This is a genomic window from Rhodococcus sp. NPDC056516, assembly GCF_042794655.1.
Classification (GTDB): Bacteria; Actinomycetota; Actinomycetes; order Mycobacteriales; family Mycobacteriaceae; genus Rhodococcus_F.
In genome coordinates, this window is sequence record NZ_JBHTTG010000006.1 from 160,461 (window position 1) to 178,067 (window position 17,607).

Annotated in this window: 16 protein-coding genes; 4 read left to right on the plus strand and 12 right to left on the minus strand. The window is 63.9% G+C overall.

Annotated elements, in window-relative coordinates; genetic code table 11:
- Positions 1–8: 8 nt before the first annotated feature.
- The 7 genes from ACFQ6Y_RS19385 to ACFQ6Y_RS19415 all read right to left on the minus strand — a co-directional run bounded on the left by ACFQ6Y_RS19385 (position 9) and on the right by ACFQ6Y_RS19415 (position 8,328).
- Entirely contained in the window at positions 9–656 is a 648-nt protein-coding gene (locus ACFQ6Y_RS19385) for a maleylpyruvate isomerase family mycothiol-dependent enzyme (protein ID WP_378636034.1), read from the minus strand.
- Complete coding sequence (locus ACFQ6Y_RS19390; RefSeq protein ID WP_378449222.1) at positions 601–1,350, minus strand: sirohydrochlorin chelatase; 750 nt, start codon at positions 1,348–1,350, stop codon at positions 601–603. Before ACFQ6Y_RS19390 ends, ACFQ6Y_RS19385 begins: the two co-directional genes overlap by 56 nt.
- The gene (locus ACFQ6Y_RS19395) at positions 1,337–2,497 is read right to left on the minus strand and encodes a uroporphyrinogen-III synthase (protein ID WP_378544857.1); all 1,161 of its coding nucleotides are present in this window, start codon (positions 2,495–2,497) and stop codon (positions 1,337–1,339) included. Before ACFQ6Y_RS19395 ends, ACFQ6Y_RS19390 begins: the two co-directional genes overlap by 14 nt.
- Entirely contained in the window at positions 2,494–2,907 is a 414-nt protein-coding gene (gene nirD, locus ACFQ6Y_RS19400; protein WP_042922175.1) for a nitrite reductase small subunit NirD, read from the minus strand. Before nirD ends, ACFQ6Y_RS19395 begins: the two co-directional genes overlap by 4 nt.
- A gap of 90 nt (positions 2,908–2,997) precedes the next feature.
- Positions 2,998–5,499: a nitrite reductase large subunit NirB gene (nirB, locus tag ACFQ6Y_RS19405; protein WP_378636037.1), complete on the minus strand. Its 2,502-nt coding sequence runs from the start codon at positions 5,497–5,499 to the stop codon at positions 2,998–3,000.
- A 52-nt stretch (positions 5,500–5,551) separates the two neighbouring features.
- Positions 5,552–6,952: a nitrate/nitrite transporter gene (locus tag ACFQ6Y_RS19410; RefSeq protein WP_317553415.1), complete on the minus strand. Its 1,401-nt coding sequence runs from the start codon at positions 6,950–6,952 to the stop codon at positions 5,552–5,554.
- Between the two features lie 113 nt (positions 6,953–7,065).
- Entirely contained in the window at positions 7,066–8,328 is a 1,263-nt protein-coding gene (locus ACFQ6Y_RS19415) for a CynX/NimT family MFS transporter (RefSeq protein WP_378544863.1), read from the minus strand.
- A gap of 104 nt (positions 8,329–8,432) precedes the next feature.
- On the opposite strand from ACFQ6Y_RS19415, the gene ACFQ6Y_RS19420 reads away from it, so the two are divergent.
- Positions 8,433–9,113, plus strand: coding sequence for a FadR/GntR family transcriptional regulator (locus ACFQ6Y_RS19420; RefSeq protein ID WP_378636042.1), 681 nt, complete (start codon positions 8,433–8,435; stop codon positions 9,111–9,113).
- On the opposite strand, the gene ACFQ6Y_RS19425 is transcribed toward ACFQ6Y_RS19420, so the two are convergent.
- From ACFQ6Y_RS19425 to ACFQ6Y_RS19435, 3 genes are read right to left on the minus strand one after another with little or no spacing between them, the layout of a single operon-like run.
- The gene (locus ACFQ6Y_RS19425) at positions 9,110–9,964 is read right to left on the minus strand and encodes a TIGR02569 family protein (RefSeq protein ID WP_007731227.1); all 855 of its coding nucleotides are present in this window, start codon (positions 9,962–9,964) and stop codon (positions 9,110–9,112) included. The two genes, ACFQ6Y_RS19420 and ACFQ6Y_RS19425, sit on opposite strands and share 4 nt — an antisense overlap.
- A 45-nt stretch (positions 9,965–10,009) precedes the next feature.
- On the minus strand, positions 10,010–11,197 hold the full coding sequence (gene moeZ / locus ACFQ6Y_RS19430) for an adenylyltransferase/sulfurtransferase MoeZ (protein ID WP_378534028.1): 1,188 nt from the start codon (positions 11,195–11,197) through the stop codon (positions 10,010–10,012).
- Between the two features lie 47 nt (positions 11,198–11,244).
- Complete coding sequence (locus ACFQ6Y_RS19435) at positions 11,245–12,291, minus strand: DUF3152 domain-containing protein (protein ID WP_374227984.1); 1,047 nt, start codon at positions 12,289–12,291, stop codon at positions 11,245–11,247.
- A 330-nt stretch (positions 12,292–12,621) separates the two neighbouring features.
- Between ACFQ6Y_RS19435 and ACFQ6Y_RS19440 the strand changes: the two genes are divergently transcribed.
- Entirely contained in the window at positions 12,622–13,293 is a 672-nt protein-coding gene (locus ACFQ6Y_RS19440; protein ID WP_230812633.1) for a TetR/AcrR family transcriptional regulator, read from the plus strand.
- A gap of 70 nt (positions 13,294–13,363) precedes the next feature.
- Here ACFQ6Y_RS19440 and ACFQ6Y_RS19445 read toward each other — a convergent pair whose 3' ends face one another.
- Together ACFQ6Y_RS19445 and ACFQ6Y_RS19450 are read right to left on the minus strand one after the other, a co-directional pair.
- Complete coding sequence (locus ACFQ6Y_RS19445; protein ID WP_214886142.1) at positions 13,364–13,594, minus strand: DUF3107 domain-containing protein; 231 nt, start codon at positions 13,592–13,594, stop codon at positions 13,364–13,366.
- A 107-nt stretch (positions 13,595–13,701) separates the two neighbouring features.
- A complete protein-coding gene (locus ACFQ6Y_RS19450) occupies positions 13,702–14,397 on the minus strand; it encodes a ferritin-like fold-containing protein (protein ID WP_029255047.1) in 696 nt (231 codons plus the stop codon).
- A gap of 400 nt (positions 14,398–14,797) precedes the next feature.
- Here ACFQ6Y_RS19450 and ACFQ6Y_RS19455 point away from each other — a divergent pair, with 400 nt between their 5' ends.
- Positions 14,798–16,387 carry a DEAD/DEAH box helicase gene (locus ACFQ6Y_RS19455; RefSeq protein ID WP_378636770.1) on the plus strand — a complete coding sequence of 530 codons (1,590 nt, stop codon included), beginning with the start codon at positions 14,798–14,800 and terminating at the stop codon, positions 16,385–16,387.
- A gap of 9 nt (positions 16,388–16,396) precedes the next feature.
- Complete coding sequence (locus ACFQ6Y_RS19460; protein WP_378636047.1) at positions 16,397–17,599, plus strand: hypothetical protein; 1,203 nt, start codon at positions 16,397–16,399, stop codon at positions 17,597–17,599.
- The last annotated feature ends 8 nt before the right edge of the window (positions 17,600–17,607 follow it).

Below are 17,607 nucleotides of genomic sequence, written 5' to 3' on the forward strand. Positions count from 1 at the left end.
GCTGTATCTCAGAAAGGCCAGGCAGGCAGGGTAGGCAGCCCCACTCTCGTCGGCCTCCCGACCAACCACGCCAAGGTCTCCGCGTCGGACAGTGACGGCACTCGTACACCCGGAACAGCGGTCTCGAGTGCGCCCAACTGACTGGCGAGCGTGAACTCCACGAACGCGGCCGGCCAATCGTGGCAGGTGTAACCGATGTCGAGGTCGAGCAAGTGAATCTCGATCTCGTTCCAGCGCAGGATCGGAAGATCGAATGCAGTGACAGGTTTGCGCCACGGAACCGGCGTGTCCAGTCGATCTGTCGGGAGGTCAGCCAATGCGTCGACCAGTCTCGTTCCCGAGAAGCGATAGTCGAGTGCCAACAACTCGGCCGGGCGATCGGCGCCTTCGTCGATTGCGGCGTTGCGCGCGTCCGGACCCCCGGGGTACATCTCCCCCGACTCGCCGCGGTGTACTCCGGCTACAAATCTACCCAGCGCGTCGGCGTTGCGCGAGAGGTGTGTGACGACGTGCCCCCGGCTCCAGGCGGGTAGCCCCGAAGGCTCACGCGCCTGTTTTTCGGTCAGTTCACCGATGAGAGCCTGTGCCTTGACGTCGGATTCACGAACCGCTGCGACCAGGTCGGCATACGTCGGTGTTACGGAGTGAGACGTCATGCAGCGATACTAGTTCCCCTCGCGCACTCTCATACCGATTCACGACAAGGTCCACCACTCCTTGGTCGACACCGAGTGGTTCGGTGACACCGTCGGCTCCCGCAGCGTGCAACCTTTCGTGAAAAAGTCCGTGCGCGAGGAGGTACGAGGCGACAAAAACTCGCTTCGCGCCGCGAACGCGTGCTGCTGCAACAACATCGGCTACCTTCGGCTCTCCGGTCGCGATGTACCCGATATCCACGCGATTTCCCGCCACTTCGGCGAGCATCAGTGCAGCACGCTCGACGTCTCGCAGCGCGCGGGCATCGGAGGACCCGGCAGCAGCAAGCACTATCGCCTCACCCGGGTTCCACCCCGCTTCGGCCAATCGTCCAAGCAGTACCCGCGCCAGGGCCGGATCGGGTCCGAGAGCAGGCGTCACAGTCACGGCCGCGTGCTCACTGATCGCAACTTCGCGTCGAACGTCGGTGTGGACGTGATAGCCCGACGCCAGGAAAGCGGGAACGAGAATCGCTCGGCCCGGAGTGTCCCGGAGAACTTCCGAAGGAGACGGACCGAGCACGTCGACGAAGGCAACGCGAGTACGCCCGACGCGCTTGCCGACGGCTTCGGCAAGTGCGGCAACCATTTCCACGCCGCGTGCACTACGCGTGCCGTGAGCTACCAGTACGAGTACGTCGTCATCGCGTTGCATAGTCTCCTGAATTCTGTACGTAGTCGCCGGGGTCGAGGGCAAGTCGGTAGCCTCGTTTGACCACGGTCTGAACGGCTTTGGGTGCGCCGAGGCACGCGCGCAATCGGGCGACGGCGGTCTCGACGGCGTGGGTGTCGCCGCCGCCACCTGGAAGCGAAGCGAGGAGCTCGTCGCGGGAGACGACTCGGCCGGGACTGGCCCCGAGCGTGCGGATCAACGACATTGCCGCCGGCGGCAACTGCTTCACTTCACCGTCTACGACGACGCATCCTCCACGGATACTGATCTCATGTTCACCGGCTTGAATCTTGTTGGCTCGCTGCGGGAGTTCGTCGACGATATGACGCGCGAGCGCCCCGAGACGCGCTCGTGCCGGAGCCGTGGTCGGCACGTTCAATGCCTCGAGCGGCGCTGACGTCACCGGGCCGACGCACATTGCCGCCACCGGACCTCGCATCGCGTCGAGGATGTCGCCGAGATCGCCGGTCTTGTCGGCTCGCATCAACATCGAGGCTACGGCCGGTGCACTGGTGAAACTGACGGCGTCGATTCCGGCTGAAGCGATGGCGTCGATCATCCGGTCGAGCAGCGTCGGATCCTCCGGCGGTTCCCATCGGTAGACCGGCACCGCTATGACCTCCGCACCCGCCTCGCGCAACACCTGACAGAAATCCGGAATCGGCTCCCATTCGGTGGTTGCACCGTGCAGCTGTACGGCGATTCTCTTGCCCGAGACACCTTCTGCAAGAAGATGTTCGAGCACTTCGGCGGACGACTCGGACGCCGGCGACCATTCTTCACGCAGGTCGGCTGCACGGATTGCGCCTTTGGCTTTGGGGCCGCGAGCAAGCAGACGAGCCGAGCCCAAAGCGGATCCGAGATTTTCGGCTTCGCCCCATCCGTCGGCGGCTTCCAGCCAGCCACGGAACCCGATGCCAGTGGTGGCGACGACCACCTCGGGAGGATCCGAGATGATCTGTTGTGTCACCCTTTCGAGCTCACGGTCGTCGGCCAGCGGGATGATTCGAATCGCCGGAGCGTGAACGACATCGGCTCCCCGACGAGTCAGCAAGGTCGCGAACTCCTCGGCGCGGCGCGAAGCAGTGATACCTACCGTGAATCCAGCCAACGGCATGTCGTCACTCACGAGACTGCATCGGAGACAGTCGAGCGAACGCCCTGCATCTGCAAGCTGTGTACCTGAACGACTCCAGCCCACACGCGAACGCCGTACACTGGCAGCGCAACCGACGAGTCGTCCAGCGCCCGGCCGTCGACCAGCGAGAACGCCTGCTTGAGCAGTGGCGAGACCACGATCGGTTCACCGTCCCGGTCGCCGACGAGTCCGCGAGACATCACCGCGGCGCGGCCGTACGGATCGAAGTTGCTGACAGCCCGGAGTGTGCCGTCCTCGAGTAGGAACAGTGCCACCTGCTCGCCGCCGCGAAGAAGCACGGCAACTCCGCGTCCAGGGATCAGATGGCTCAGCGGGCAGGCCGACGTCCATTCGAGTCGATCCGAATCCAGCTTGGCGATCTGCGCATCGATGACACTCATCGAAGTCCTCCTGTCGATCCGGCGACAACGTCGCGCGGGTTCTTGTCTACGTTTCTACGGATCCCGTGTTTCCCTCGGGTTACGCGACTATTACCGGCGCGTGGGGATGCTCGGCATGCCCATCAGGACCGGAACCTTGCGCACTCCGGTCTCGTCGAAGACAACCGTCGGGTCGGCTTCTTCCGGTGCGTTGACGAACGAGACGAACCTCGACAATTTCTCCGGATCACCCAGCACACCGGCCCATTCGTCCTGGTAACCCTCGACGTGCTTGGCCATCAGTGCCTCGAGTTCCTCGCCGATACCCAGGCTGTCTTCACAAATCACGGCCTTGAGGTGATCGAGTCCGCCTTCGAGTGATTCGACCCACGGCGCCGTGCGCTGCAGGCGATCGGCAGTGCGGATGTAGAACATGAGGTAGCGGTCGATGTACTTGACCAAGGTCGCGTCGTCGAGGCCGCCGGCAAGCAACTGAGCGTGTTTGGGCGACTGTCCGCCGTTACCGCCCACATACAGATTCCAACCGTTCTCCGTCGCGATGACGCCGACGTCCTTGCCGCGCGCTTCGGCACATTCACGGGCGCAACCCGAGACGCCGAACTTGATCTTGTGCGGCGAACGCAGACCGCGGTAGCGATTCTCGAGGTCGACGGCCATGCCCACCGAGTCCTGGACGCCGTAGCGGCACCAACTCGAACCGACGCAGCTCTTGACCGTCCGGAGGGACTTGCCGTACGCCTGACCCGATTCCATCCCGGCGTCGACGAGGCGCTTCCAGATCGCGGGCAATTGTTCGACGCGGGCACCGAACAAGTCGATGCGCTGACCGCCGGTCACCTTCGTGTACAGGCCGAAGTCGCGCGCCACCTCGCCGATGACGATGAGCTGCTCGCCCGTGACCTCTCCGCCGGGCATCCGCGGGACCACCGAGTACGTACCGTTCTTCTGGATGTTCGCCAGGAAGTGATCGTTCGTGTCCTGCAGCGACGCCTGCTGCCGGTGCAGAATGTGATCGGAATCCGTCGACGCCAGAATCGAGGCGACAACCGGCTTGCAGATATCGCAGCCGGCTCCCTTGCCGTACTTGGCGATCAGAGCCGAGAAGGTTCGGGTCTGCGTCGACTGCACGATCTGGAACAGCTCAGCACGTGACTGCGCGAAGTGCTCACACAACGCCTTCGACATCACGACGCCGGAATCGGCCAGCAGTTGCTTGACAGTGGGAAGGCAACCGCCACAAGTGGTTCCGGCACTGGTGCACGCTTTCACGGAAGCGATGTCGCACGCACCGGCTGCGATAGCGCCGCAGATGGCACCCTTGGTCACTGCGTTGCACGAGCACACCTCGGCGTCGTCGGGCAGCGATCCCGCACCCGGCTTCTCCCCCGCAGGCGAGATCAATGCCGCTGGGTCGCCGGGCAATTCGCGACCGACCAGCGGGCGCAGCGACGCATAGGCTGACGCATCACCGACAAGAATGCCGCCAAGCAGGATCTTCGCGTCGTCGGAGACGACGAGCTTCGCGTACGTCCCTTTGGACGCGTCACTGAGGACAACTTCGAGAGCACCCGGCGAGGTCGCCATCGCGTCACCGAAGCTGGCGACGTCGACACCCATGAGCTTGAGTTTCGTGGACATGTCGGCGCCCGGGAAATCCGCAGCACCGCCGAGCAGGCGGTCGGCAACGATCTCGGCCGTCGTGTAACCGGGAGCAACCAGTCCGTAGCAACGACCCTCCACCGCAGCACATTCGCCGACTGCGTAGACGTTCTCATCCGACGTCACGCAGCCGAGGTCGGTCAGGATACCGCCGCGCTCACCCACCGCGATGCCGGCGTCGCGGGCCAGCTGGTCACGCGGCCGGACTCCGGCCGAGAAGACGAGCAGCGACGCCTCGATGGTGGAACCGTCGGACAGCTCGACCACGATTCCGTTGTCGGCCTGCGTGATTCCTGCTGTGCCGACACCGGTGTGGACGGTGAGCCCCAGCTCGGTGACGAGCCGGGCGAGCAGTGCGCCGCCGCCCTCGTCGACCTGCATCGGCATCAGTCGCGCATTGTGTTCGACAACGTGTGCCGTCATTCCCATGAGCGAGAGAGCATTTGCGGCCTCGAGTCCCAGTAGACCTCCGCCCACCACGACGCCGACAGCGCCAGGGCCCGCCTTGTCGGCAGCGGCCCGGATACCGTCGAGGTCGTCGAGGGTGCGGTAGACGAAACACCCCTCGCCGTCGTGTCCCGGTACGGGAGGTACGAACGGATACGAGCCGGTCGCCATCACCAGAGCGTCGTAGGAGATCGTGTTGCCGGTGGTTGTCGTGACCGTGCGGGCGTCCTTGTCGATCGAGAGCGCGCCCTCCCCGACTCGGAGATCGACCAGGCTGTCGCCGACGTAGTCGTTTCCGGCCAGTGCCAATTCCTTGGGGTCCCACGCTCCGACGTACGAGGACAACCCGACTCGGTCGTACGCTGCGTACTGCTCGTCGCAGAGCACGGTCACCGACCAGTTGTTCGCTTCGTCGCGCGAACGCAGTGCCTCGACGAATCGGTGTCCGACCATTCCGTGTCCGATGACAACAACCGACTTGCTCATGACGCCTACTTCCTGAGGTACGAGAGAGTTCTGAGATTCTGCGGAGCGGTCGTCATGCCGTGACGGCGACCTTCGTGTCGTCGACGTCCGTGGTCAGCGTCGACGGCTTGCGCAGGAAGACGAACCAGGTGACCGCGATGCAGGCGATGTAGAAGGCGAGGAAGACCCAGAAGGCCATGGTCGCCGACTTCGCGGGGCTGCTGTACGACGCGCGCAGGACCAGGTTGATGCCGACACCGCCCAAACCGCCTACCGCACCGGCGAATCCGATGAGCGCGCCGGAAATGCTGCGCGACCACGTTGCCTTCTCGCTGCGATCCATGTGGTCGAAGCTCTGAGCCTTCGCTTCGAAGATTGCCGGGATCATTTTGTAGACGGATCCGTTTCCGATGCCGGAGAGCAGGAACAGAGCGATGAACCCGAGAACGAACGTCACCATGATCCCGGCGCTCGCGACGCCCGCGGTGTTGTCGTCCATCGTTCCGGCCGTCACGAGGATCGATGCCGCGAACGCCATGGCGACAAACGTCCACATCGTGATCTTGCCGCCACCGATGCGGTCGGCCAGCTTTCCGCCGAGGGGGCGAGCGATCGAACCGAGGAGCGGTCCGATGAAGGCGATCTGTGCCGCATGCAGTGCCGCCGCTGCAGGAGTGGCGCCGCCGGCGAGGAAGTTGATCTGCAGAACCTGACCGAAGGCGAAACTGAATCCGATGAAGGAACCGAACGTACCGATGTACAAGAAGCTGATCACCCAGGACTCGGAGAACTTCAGCGCCTTGGCCATCGATCGCAGGTCCGACTTCTGGTTGCCCAGGTTGTCCATGAACAGTGCAGCACCGACGGCGGCGGCCGCGATGAACACGAGATAAACAGCGCAGACGATCCACGGAGCTCGGTTACCCACGGTGGCGATCACCAGCAGGCCGATCAGCTGGATCATCGGCACACCGATGTTGCCGCCGCCCGCGTTGAGACCGAGCGCCCACCCCTTGAGGCGCTGCGGGTAGAAGGCATTGATGTTGGTCATCGACGACGCGAAGTTGCCGCCGCCGATACCGGCTGTGGCCGCTACCAACATGAACGTGGTGTACGACGCACCCGGGTTCATCATCAGGTAAAGCGTGAGAAGTGTTGGTACGAAGAGGAACAGCGCACTCATGACGGTCCAGTTACGACCGCCGAACCGTGCGGTGGCAACCGTGTACGGAATGCGGAGGACGGACCCGACGAGTGTGGGCACTGCGACGAGGAAGAACTTTCCGGCCGCGTCGATGCCGTAGATATCCGTCGGCATGAACAACACCATCACGGACCAGATCGACCAGATCGAGAAGCCGACGTGTTCGGCTACCACTGACCAGATCAGGTTCCGCTTCGCGATGTCCTTGCCGCCGGATTCCCAGGCGTCGACGTCCTCTGCATCCCAATGCTCGATGTAATGACTCACCAGGGCCTCCTGAATATGTTGGAGACCCAAAGGTAGAAAACGGTTATTGCGCCGGTGCTGCGTGCGATGACCGCGAAGTCAATTGATCCTCACCCGGTAACAAGACCGGGTGTGAGCTAGTTTTTCGCAGGTGCGTGCCAGGAATCCTCGAGCATCCGAGGCTTACATGCCTGGTAAGCGCCCAGGAGCACCACGATCACCGCGACGACGAGCAAGCCGAACGGCGCAGCGTATCCACCGGACACGTCGTGGAAAACGCCGAACAGGAGCGGACCGAGGCAGGCAACGGAGTAGCCGATGCCCTGGGTGAAGCCGGACAGTGCCGAGGAACCGATGTGCGAACGAGTACGCAGGTTGATCAGCGTGAGCGACATCGGGAACGTGCTCGGACCGAGGCCCAGTACGACAACCCATACGATCGGCGCCGCCATCGGGGCAAAGTACAGCCCGCCCATGCCGACCAGGTAGCAGACGGCACACGCGATTACGACGGGGAAGGGATTGGCCATGCGGGCGCACAGCGTCGGTGCACCGAAAGCTGCGACGAGCCCGATCACCGAGAACATGCCGACCATGGTTCCGCCGAATGCGTCGCTGGCGCCGGCATCACGAAGGATCGAGGGAATCCACGTGAACATCGAATAGGTGATCAGCGAAGTCATGCCGAACATGCCGGCCATCCCCCAGGCCACGGGCGAACGCCAGACCTGACCGCGCGGCTGTTCCGTCACTGCCGCAACAGAATCCGATGCACTCTCGACGGACCCGGCTTCGTTCGCACGAGCCTTGCGTGAGCGAGCGAGGGTGATCAACCACGGCACTGCGGCGGCGAAGCCGAAGGCCGACCACCAGCCGATCGAGAACCTCCACCCGAAGGCGTCGGCAACCGGGACTGCGACGAACGCCGGAACGATGGTGCCGATCTGCACGGCCACGATGTAGACCGAACTCATGGTGGCGAGGCGATCGGAGAAGTACCGCTTGACCAACGGCGGGATCACGACATTGCCGATTCCCATGCCGGCCAGCGCCAGAGCCGACAGAGCCAGCAACGACCACGTCTGAGACATCATGGCGCGCAACAGCATTCCGACGCCGGCCATGAGCATCGCGACGAGGGCGGTGCGTTCGAGCCCGATCCGTTTCGCAATCGCCGGGGTGATGAGACCGAAGATCGCGAACATAGCGGTCGGAACCATGCCGAAGACGCCGACGATCGAGGCGGAGAAGCCGATCTCGTCGCGAATCTCTGCCGCCAACGGCGAGAAGGAGGTCACCGCAAGTCGAAGTACGAGCGCAGACATCGCAATAGCGGCGAAGACGAGCACACGGCCTTGTATCAACGAACGGGTTTTGGTTCTCTCCAGTTGAGCAGTCACCGGCAAATCATAGGATGACCGGACGAACTCGCACAAGCGCGGTAATCTAATGTCACATTCACACCACGACCCAGAGTCACAACCCGGACCCGAGGAAACACCACGTGCAACCCGTTCGACGCGCAAGCCTCATCTCGCAGGTCACCGAACAACTCCGCAACGAGATCCGGAGCGGAACCTGGCCGATCGGCTCCAGAATCCCCACCGAACCGGAACTGTCGGAGCTGACCGGCACCGGACGCAACACGGTTCGCGAGGCGGTCCAAGCGCTCGTTCACGCCGGAATGCTGGAACGTCGTCAGGGATCGGGCACCTATGTCGTTGCCCTCTCCGACCTCGGCGGCACTCTCGGCAACTACTTTGCCGGCGCCCACCAGCGGGATGTGCTCGAACTGAGGCGCGCGCTCGACATCACCGCGGCCACTCTCGCCGCCGCACGCCGAACCGAAGACGACATTGCCGAACTGACGCGGTTACTCGCGCTCCGCACGGCGTCTTGGGAGGGTCAGGACATCGACGCCGCCACCACTGCGGACGTCGCCCTGCACCGGGCGATAGTCGCGGCCAGCCACAACGAGGTCTACCTGGAGTTCTACGACTCCCTGCTCCCGGTCATCGAAACCACGATTCAACAGCACATCGATGCGACCGGTGAGGGATTTCACTCGCAGCACGCGAAGCTCGTCGAGGCTGTCGTCGACGGGGACACGGTGGCTGCCTCGAACGCCGCACGCGAATTGTTCGAGGGCCTGGTCTCGGACTTCGGTGCAGGTGCGGCGCTCTAGAGCAGCAAGCGCACGATGTCGGACGTGCGGGCCAGCCCCGGAAACGCGTCCGCCGTCGAGCGAGGATGCAGAACATGAACGGCCAAGCGGAACATCACCGCACGTAGAAGCATCTGCGGCCACTCGGGTAGGTCTTCCCAACGGCCGACCAGCGCCTCGTCGGCACCGCCCCACGAGATCGCGTCGACCACCGCGACGGCAGCCGCCCACGCTGCCGGACGCCAATACGGCGTGATGTCGGTGATTCCGGGCGCCATACTGCCCGAGAACAGCACGGTCCCGAACAAATCGCCGTGCACGAGCTGGTCCGGGCTCTGCACCGGCTTACGCAAAGTCGCGAGCCCGGCAATCAGTTCCAAACTCTTGCGGCCGTCCGGCGTAGGCGTCTCGAGCTGCTCGACGCCCTTCGCGATCCTCAGCGGAACCGTCTCCCACGCCGCGCGATCAGCCGCGACGAATACGTCGACCTCGGCCCACGGCGGCACCGGCGGTTGCGCAAGGAAGCGCGGGCGCTCGAGCGAGGCCGTCGCCGCATGCAGTCGGCAGGACATCGAAACCACTTCGTCGTGTCGCGGTTCCGGCGATCCGACGATGAATGTGTCGGCGCGCCAGCCCGAGACGACATACCGACCGTCGGTCGAACGCACCGGCCGAGCCAGTCGAACACCGTCGACTTCGAGGTTCTCTCGCACCTTCGCCGACCACGCTGCGCGGGCATGATCCGCGACTGCTGAAAGGACGACGTCTCCACACAGCCAACCGCCGTCCCAATCCGCACCGAGTGGGATGGGGTCGACTTCACGTAGGCCAAAGGTGGAGCACACGTGCTGGGGAGGTTGGCCTGTGCTCACACCACAACGCTACCGGTGCGCACCGCTGCCTCCCGCGAGGCGCGCCTAGTAGACCGGCAGACTCGCATCCACTTGGTTCGCCCAGGCGATCGCGCCGCCGTGAACGTGAACTGCGTCGGCGAAGCCCGCGTTCTTGAGAAAGGCCAGCGCCTCGGCCGAACGAATTCCGGTCTTGCAGTACAGGACTATCTGCTTGTTCTGCGGCAAGGTCGCCAGGGCTTCACCGGACAGGATGCGGTCCTTCGGGATCAGCACCGCCCCCGGCAGATGCATGATGTCCCATTCGACCGGTTCTCGTACGTCGACCAATTCGATCGATCGACCCTCGCCGATCATGGCCTTGAGTTCCGGCGCCGTGATCGTCGAGCCGGCAGCGGCAGCGCTCGCCTCTTCGGACACGACACCACAGAACGCGTCGTAGTCGATCAAGGCGGTGACCGGAACTCTGGTCGGATCACGCTGAAGGCGGATCGTCCGGAACGTCATCGCAAGTGCGTCGTAGATCATCAGGCGTCCGAGAAGAGGTTCACCGATACCGGTGATGAGCTTGACCGCCTCGGTCGCCATGATCGAACCGATGGTCGCCGGCAGGACTCCGAGAACACCGCCCTCGGCACACGAGGGGACCATGCCCGGCGGCGGCGCCTCGGGGTAGAGGTCGCGATAGTTCAGTCCCGCGCCGTCCGGGGCGTTTTCCCAGAAGACCGAGACCTGCCCTTCGAAACGGTAGATCGAGCCCCATACGTACGGCTTTCCGGCGATCACGGCGGCATCGTTGACGAGGTACCGCGTCGCGAAGTTGTCCGTGCCGTCGAGGATCAGGTCGTACTCGGAGAACAACTCGACCGCGTTGGAGTTGTCCAGGCGAAACTCGTGCAACCGGACGTCGACGTGCTCGTTGATCTCGAGAATCGACTCTTTCGCGCTGACCCCCTTCGGGCGTCCGACGTCGGAACGTCCGTGAATCACCTGACGCTGCAGGTTCGACATGTCGACCTCGTCGAACTCGACGATTCCGATCGTGCCCACTCCTGCAGCCGCGAGATAGAGCAGTGCAGGCGAACCCAATCCACCGGCGCCGATGAAGAGGACTCGTGCATTCTTGAGCCGCTTCTGACCGGTCATGCCGACGTTCGGAATGATCAGGTGCCTGCTGTACCGGGCAACTTCCTCCCGGCTCAACTCGGCTGCCGGCTCCACCAGTGGTGGCAATACGACGGGTGTTGCAGACACCGCGAAACACTCCTAGTTCAAGACGAGATCAGGGGTTCTTGATCCGGTCACGCTCGGGGGTACGGCCACGGATTGAAGCGGCACGTGAGTCCGTTCATCGGAACGACGCCCTCGGGATCCAGCCTAGCGATGTCGTTGTTCGCGGTTCCGAAGGTCTGCTGCATCATGATCGGCGCGAGTCCGCCCTCGGTCTCGCACGGCTGATGAGCGGCGTAACCGATGGCATGGCCGACCTCGTGATTGATCTGATACTGGCGATACGAACCGATGTCACCCTGGAACGAAATGGCGCCTCGAACCCACCGCGGTTCGTTGAGCAGGACTCGGTCCATGCTCGGGTTGTAGCAGGATCCTTCGAGTTCGATCTCGTAGCCGCAGCCTTCGCGGATAGTCATCTGTGAGGTCAGGGAGATCCGGAAGTCCGGCTCACCCGCGTCGACGCGCCGGAACGCGACTTTGGGATCGTTGGTCCAACTCTTCGGATTGGCCAGTGTCTGATCGACCATGCGTCCGTACGATTCGTCACCGCCGAAGCCGGTGGTGTCGACCCCGTCCTCGATCTCGACCGTGTACGTGAACTCGCGTTCGGTTCCCTGTCCGACCTTGCCCGTCGTACCCGGTACGACATGCCACGTACCGCCGCCGGCGACGGTGAACGGACCACCGTCCGGAAGTGCACCGGACGGTATCGACGACGCAAAAGTTCCGTCTCCGGCGGGTGGTGCGCCGATGACGTCGGTTCCGTCGGTGCTGTGCGCGAGGTCGGCGGTGGCCGACGTCTTACTCGCGGACTCGGTGGTGTCCGGACGAACTGCATCGACGATCACGAGGATGGTGAGCACCACGAGAACCGGGATCGCGTAGGCACGCCAACCGTACGTCGAGACGAAGCGCCCGAGTTTGCTCTGCTTTCGCGCTGCCCGGTCCGGCCGCGGATTGCGCGGCGTACGACCCACTTCTCGTTTGGTCGGATCCCATTGGGCACGCAAAGGCTGATGGGAGGAAATGCCTCGATAGTCGCGTTCGCCGTAGGCACGATCGTCCGGCACCTCCGGCCGACGTTCGTCGCGGGGCGCACCAGTTCCGCTACGCATTCGAAGTTCCTCACGATCAGGGTTCTGCGTAGTTCGTCCACGCATGCGCGGTCCCCCTGGGTCAGTCACGTCGTCCAGAATCTCACACACGGCAAGTCGCTCGCCCAGGCTGACCGAAACCTGCTGGTCCTGGCGTGTCATGGCAACCCGCTCTGTAACGAGAAAGACCGCTGGTCTCGCTCACCGAGGCACACGCGGCTCGCCCGGGCGACACACGGTATCGTTCATTCGGTTACGACCGGTGTGACGGAGGATACTGGCGGGTACGCACACGCGACTCGCGGATCCGCGCGCCGACCGAATTTTACTTTTGCTCAGATTGGAAGCGACATGACAGAACTCGCGGATCGGACAGACTCCGATCGCGGTACAACGGCCGGCAAGCCTGCCGGAACACGTCGCAGCACCCGCCTCCCCCGCGATGCGCGCCGCCTCCAGCTCCTCGCAGCGGCAAGCGAGGTCTTCGTCGCGAACGGGTACCACTCGGCCGGTATGGACGAGATCGCCGAATGCGCCGGTGTCAGCAAACCAGTCTTGTACCAACATTTCCCAGGCAAGCTCGAGCTGTACGTAGCGGTTCTCCAGAGCTACGTCGACAGTCTCATCTCGGGAGTGCGCCAAGCTCTGCGATCGACGACGGACAACAAACAGCGTGTCCGCGCCGCAGTCCAGGCGTTCTTCGACTTCGTCGACAACGACTCGCAGGGTTTCCGCCTGGTGTTCGAGTCCGACATCATGGGCGAGCCCCAGGTGCAGACGCGCGTCGAACAAGCCACCGAAGCGTGCGTCGACGCCGTGTTCGACCTGGTCAGCCAGGATTCCGGACTCGATCCGTATCGCGCACGCATCCTTGCCGTCGGGCTTGTCGGTGCCAGCCAGTTCACCGCGCGGTACTGGCTCGAAGCTGCCCGGCCCATTCCCAAGGAAGAAGCCGTCGAGATCACGGTGGCACTGGCGTGGGGCGGCCTCTCTCACGTGCCGCTGCAGGCCGAAACCAAGTAACCGAACCCAGAACGAGAATGGGCGGGCAGTCGTAACGACTGCCCGCCCATTCTGCTGTTACAGCTGCGCGTCAGACGGTAGGCGCGAACCCGACCTTGCGGATATCGGACGGGCCGATCTCCACGTACGCCACACGAGAAGCCTGCACCAGGAACTTGCGGCCCTTGTCGTCGACGAGTGCCAGAACCGGCTCACGGCCACCGAGGACAGCCGCGACCTGTGTCTCGACCTCGTCAGGGGTCTGTTCGCTGTTGACGATGAGCTCACGCGGGCTGTCGATTACACCGATCTTGACCTCCACGGTCAACCTCCGAACTGTTCGTGAATTACATCCGTTGTCGACGCAAGGCTAATGCAGCAGCGACTGCCCACGCTCCTCTGCACGCTGTGCCCAGAGCGAACAGGCGCCTAAACGAGTCCGAGGATCGCCATCCGCTCGGCGTGCTTGGCCTGCATACCGTCGAACAACGCAACAACTCCGTTGAGATCGCCGGAGGCCGAGATCACCAGATCCGTGAGGTCCTCACGCTGAGCCAGCACGAACTGCGCCTGTGTGATCGCCTCACCGAGGAGTCGGCGTCCCCACAGCATCAACCGGTCCTTGGCGCGGGTACTGGCCTCTACTGCAGCCTTCACCTCGAGCACCACGAACTCCGAGTGGCCCGTCTGAGAGAGCACGTCCTCCACGATCTCGGCCACATCCGCCGGGAGTGAATGCCCGATCTCGCGGTAGAAATCGGCAGCGATTCCGTCTCCGACATACGCCTTCACGAGCGATTCCAGCCACGTCGACGGCGTGGTCGACGCGTGATAGTTGTCGAGAGCGCGAACGAACGGGTCCATGACGGCAAAGATCTCGTGGCCACGTTCCGTCAACGCTGTTTCGAGAGTCTCGAAGTGGTCCATCTCGGCGGCGGCCATGCTGGCGAACGCCACCTTGCCGCGCAGGTCCGGTGCCATTTGTGCGTCTTCCGCCAAACGGTAGAACGCCGAAATCTCGCCATACGCGAGAACGGCAAACAAATCGATCACGCCAGGGTGATCGGAAGCGACTCGGCCTCCGGTTCCAGCGTCCGTCGAAGCATCAAGATCGTGTGCGCCCATGACTACGAACTGTAGTGCTTCGACGGCCGACGCGACCGCCAAGGACCGCATGTCCGATTCGGTGATCTTCGACATGTCATCGCGAGGGGCGGACAATGTGCAGCTACAATGGTCTTGGGAGTTCGCCAGTTCCCCCGGCTCTTATGGTTAGCCGGGACGGCTGCTTTAGATCAGCCGACACGACTGTGCTCACGCGGACCCCACCGATAATGTGCGCGCACCTGCATCGACGGTTGTTGCCCGCTTCGCCGAGATCTCCGGACGGTTCGAATTCGTCCGAGTGGAATTCAGTGCTGAGGCGTAGGCATGACCGAAGAAAAAGAGGGCATCGACATCGGCCGACTTACGGCCTGGCCCCTTACCTTGTGCGTGCGTACCGCCACGAGGAAAGGCTAGTCCCCTGAGCAAGATCACTGTCGACCACGAAGACGAAGCAACCGAGAACACCGTTTCCGTCCAGCTCGACGACACCCACGTACCCCCGACCTTTGCCGAGCTCGGTGTCCGCGACGAAATCGTCCGCGCGCTGAACGAGATCGGCATCGAGCGCACCTTCGCCATCCAGGAACTCACCCTTCCATTGGCTCTCGCCGGTGACGACCTCATCGGTCAGGCACGAACCGGAATGGGCAAGACCTTCGGTTTCGGCGTCCCGCTTCTGCATCGCATCGTCACCGCGGAGAACGGCACGGCTGTCCTCGACGGCACGCCCCGCGCCCTGATCATCGTTCCCACCCGCGAACTGTGCATCCAGGTCGCCCGCGACCTCGAGAACGCCAGCAAGTACCTCCGCGTCGGCGATCGTGGTCTCCAGGTTCTGCCGATCTACGGCGGCCGGCCGTACGAGGCGCAGATCTCGGCACTCCAGAAGGGCGTCGACGTCGTCGTCGGTACCCCGGGCCGCCTGCTCGACCTCGCCAACCAGTCGCATCTGATCCTGGGCAAGGTCGGCGTCCTAGTCCTCGACGAGGCCGACGAAATGCTCGACCTCGGCTTCCTGCCCGACATCGAACGCCTCATGGGCATGGTCCCCGACAAGCGTCAGACGATGCTCTTCTCCGCGACGATGCCCGGCCCGATCATCACCCTGGCGCGCACCTTCCTGACGCAGCCGACGCACATCCGTGCCGAGGAAGCCGAATCGTCCGCCGTGCACGATCGCACGAGCCAGCACATCTACCGTGCACACGCACTCGACAAGGCCGAGATGGTCGCCCGCGTGCTGCAGGCCGAAGGTCGCGGCGCGACGATGATCTTCACCCGCACCAAGCGCACCGCCCAGAAGGTTGCCGACGATCTTGCCGAGCGCGGCTTCTCCGTCGGTGCCGTCCACGGTGACCTCGGACAGATCGCCCGTGAAAAGGCGCTGAAGGGCTTCCGTAACGGAAAGGTCGACGTTCTGGTCGCCACCGACGTCGCTGCCCGCGGTATCGACATCGACGACGTCACCCACGTCATCAACTACCAGTGCCCCGAGGACGAGAAGACCTACGTCCACCGCATCGGTCGTACCGGCCGTGCAGGCCGCACCGGCATCGCGGTCACACTGGTCGACTGGGACGACATCCCTCGCTGGCAGCTCATCGACAAGGCCCTGAGCCTCGGAATCCCCGACCCGGTCGAGACGTACTCGAGCTCGCCGCACCTCTACGAAGAGCTGTCGATTCCGGCCGATGCCAAGGGCACCGTTCGCAAGGCGAAGGCTGCGCCCGAGAAGGCCGCAACGGACAAGGCAGACGCGCCGAAGACGACCGACTCGGACGGTACCGAGGAGAAGGCCGCTCCCCGCCGCAACCGGACCCGTCGCCGCACCCGCGCCGGCGCTTCGGCCGACGCCGCGACCGGCACCACCGCTACCGCGACCACCGCTCCCCCTTCGGCACCCGCCGCAACCGGTACCGAGAACACGGACGACGACGGAGCAGCCAAGCCGCGTCGACGTCGGCGTCGTCGCCCCGCGGCTACCGCGACGGCAGGCGCCGCAGAGTAAGCTGCCGATGTGCTGGCTCCTGAAAGGCGTACTCGCTCAGATCTGATCGGTGCGCTGGCTCTCGCGCTGGCCGTAGTCGTAGCGGTGACCGTGGTGTGGTTGCGCAGTGATGCGCACGGAACCACCTCGGTCACCGCTGACACGTCACTCCCACCTCTGTCGACGTCGGTGTTGTTGCCCGACATCCTGAAGCAGACGTGGGAATCCCCCAGCGCCGCCTCGACGGCGCCCATCACCGTCGGAAATGCCGTCGTCACCGCCGACGGTTCCGAAGTGATCGGCCGCGATCCGGCTACGGGCGAAGAAGTGTGGCGGTACGCACGCAACATCCCTCTGTGCGGCGCGATCGGTTCGTGGGATCGCGTCGTCGGTGTCTACCAAGACAATCGTGGTTGCTCGCAGGTCACGTCACTGGTCGCCGACACCGGTGCCCGCAAGGACCAACGCAACAGCGACGCCGATTCCGCGGTCAGCCTTTCAGCGGACGGCACCTACCTGATTTCGCGCGGCAGTGAGCGAATGGAACTGTGGCGCTCGGACCTCGTCCGAACCCTCGAGTACGGCCGGGTCGACGCGAAGGTCAACCCCAACAAGCAACCCCGCACCGGATGCACGCTGCTCGATGCTGCGTCGAGCGCCAACCGAGTCTCGGTACTCGAACGCTGCCCCGGTGAAGCCTCCAACAGGTTGACGGTGATGAATCCCGCACCCAAGGACGCCCAGGAACCCGAAGAGTACGGATCCGCGATTCTCCTCGACTCCGAGGGCGCCCGCCTGCTTGCCGTGGCCGGCGAAAAGACGGCGGTCTATCTCCCAGCAGCCAACGGAACCGTTTCTCGCATAAGCATTTTCGACGGATCCGGCAATCCGATCGTCGACTATCCGATCGAGGGAGCGGTGACCGAAGGCGCCCGCACCCACGCCGACAAGGCTTCGATCACGTGGTGGACCGGCTCCCAGACCGTCAACCTACGCCTGAGCGATCTAGCTCCGACGTGGATCGTCAACGGAACGTCAGGGCCCGGAAGCATGGTCGCCGGTCAGATGCTCATCCCCGTTCCGGGCGGCATTGCAGCCGTCAGTCCTTCGGACGGAACGGTTCAGCGCATGATCGCCGTCGACCGCGGTGAGACGACGACACCGATCGTGCTCGCCAGTGCGGGCGAGACGATTCTCGAACAGCGCGGCGACACCGTGTTCGCGCTGCGCTAGTACTTCTC

Coding starts and splice junctions, on each gene's coding strand:
- ACFQ6Y_RS19450 (WP_029255047.1), bottom strand. CDS start 14,397: ATGGGCGCACACGATCTTGATGCTTCGACGGACGCTGGAACCGGAGGC.
- ACFQ6Y_RS19435 (WP_374227984.1), bottom strand. CDS start 12,291: ATGCGTAGCGGAACTGGTGCGCCCCGCGACGAACGTCGGCCGGAGGTG.
- ACFQ6Y_RS19390 (WP_378449222.1), bottom strand. CDS start 1,350: ATGCAACGCGATGACGACGTACTCGTACTGGTAGCTCACGGCACGCGT.
- nirB (WP_378636037.1), bottom strand. CDS start 5,499: ATGAGCAAGTCGGTTGTTGTCATCGGACACGGAATGGTCGGACACCGA.
- ACFQ6Y_RS19440 (WP_230812633.1), top strand. CDS start 12,622: ATGACAGAACTCGCGGATCGGACAGACTCCGATCGCGGTACAACGGCC.
- nirD (WP_042922175.1), bottom strand. CDS start 2,907: ATGAGTGTCATCGATGCGCAGATCGCCAAGCTGGATTCGGATCGACTC.
- ACFQ6Y_RS19385 (WP_378636034.1), bottom strand. CDS start 656: ATGACGTCTCACTCCGTAACACCGACGTATGCCGACCTGGTCGCAGCG.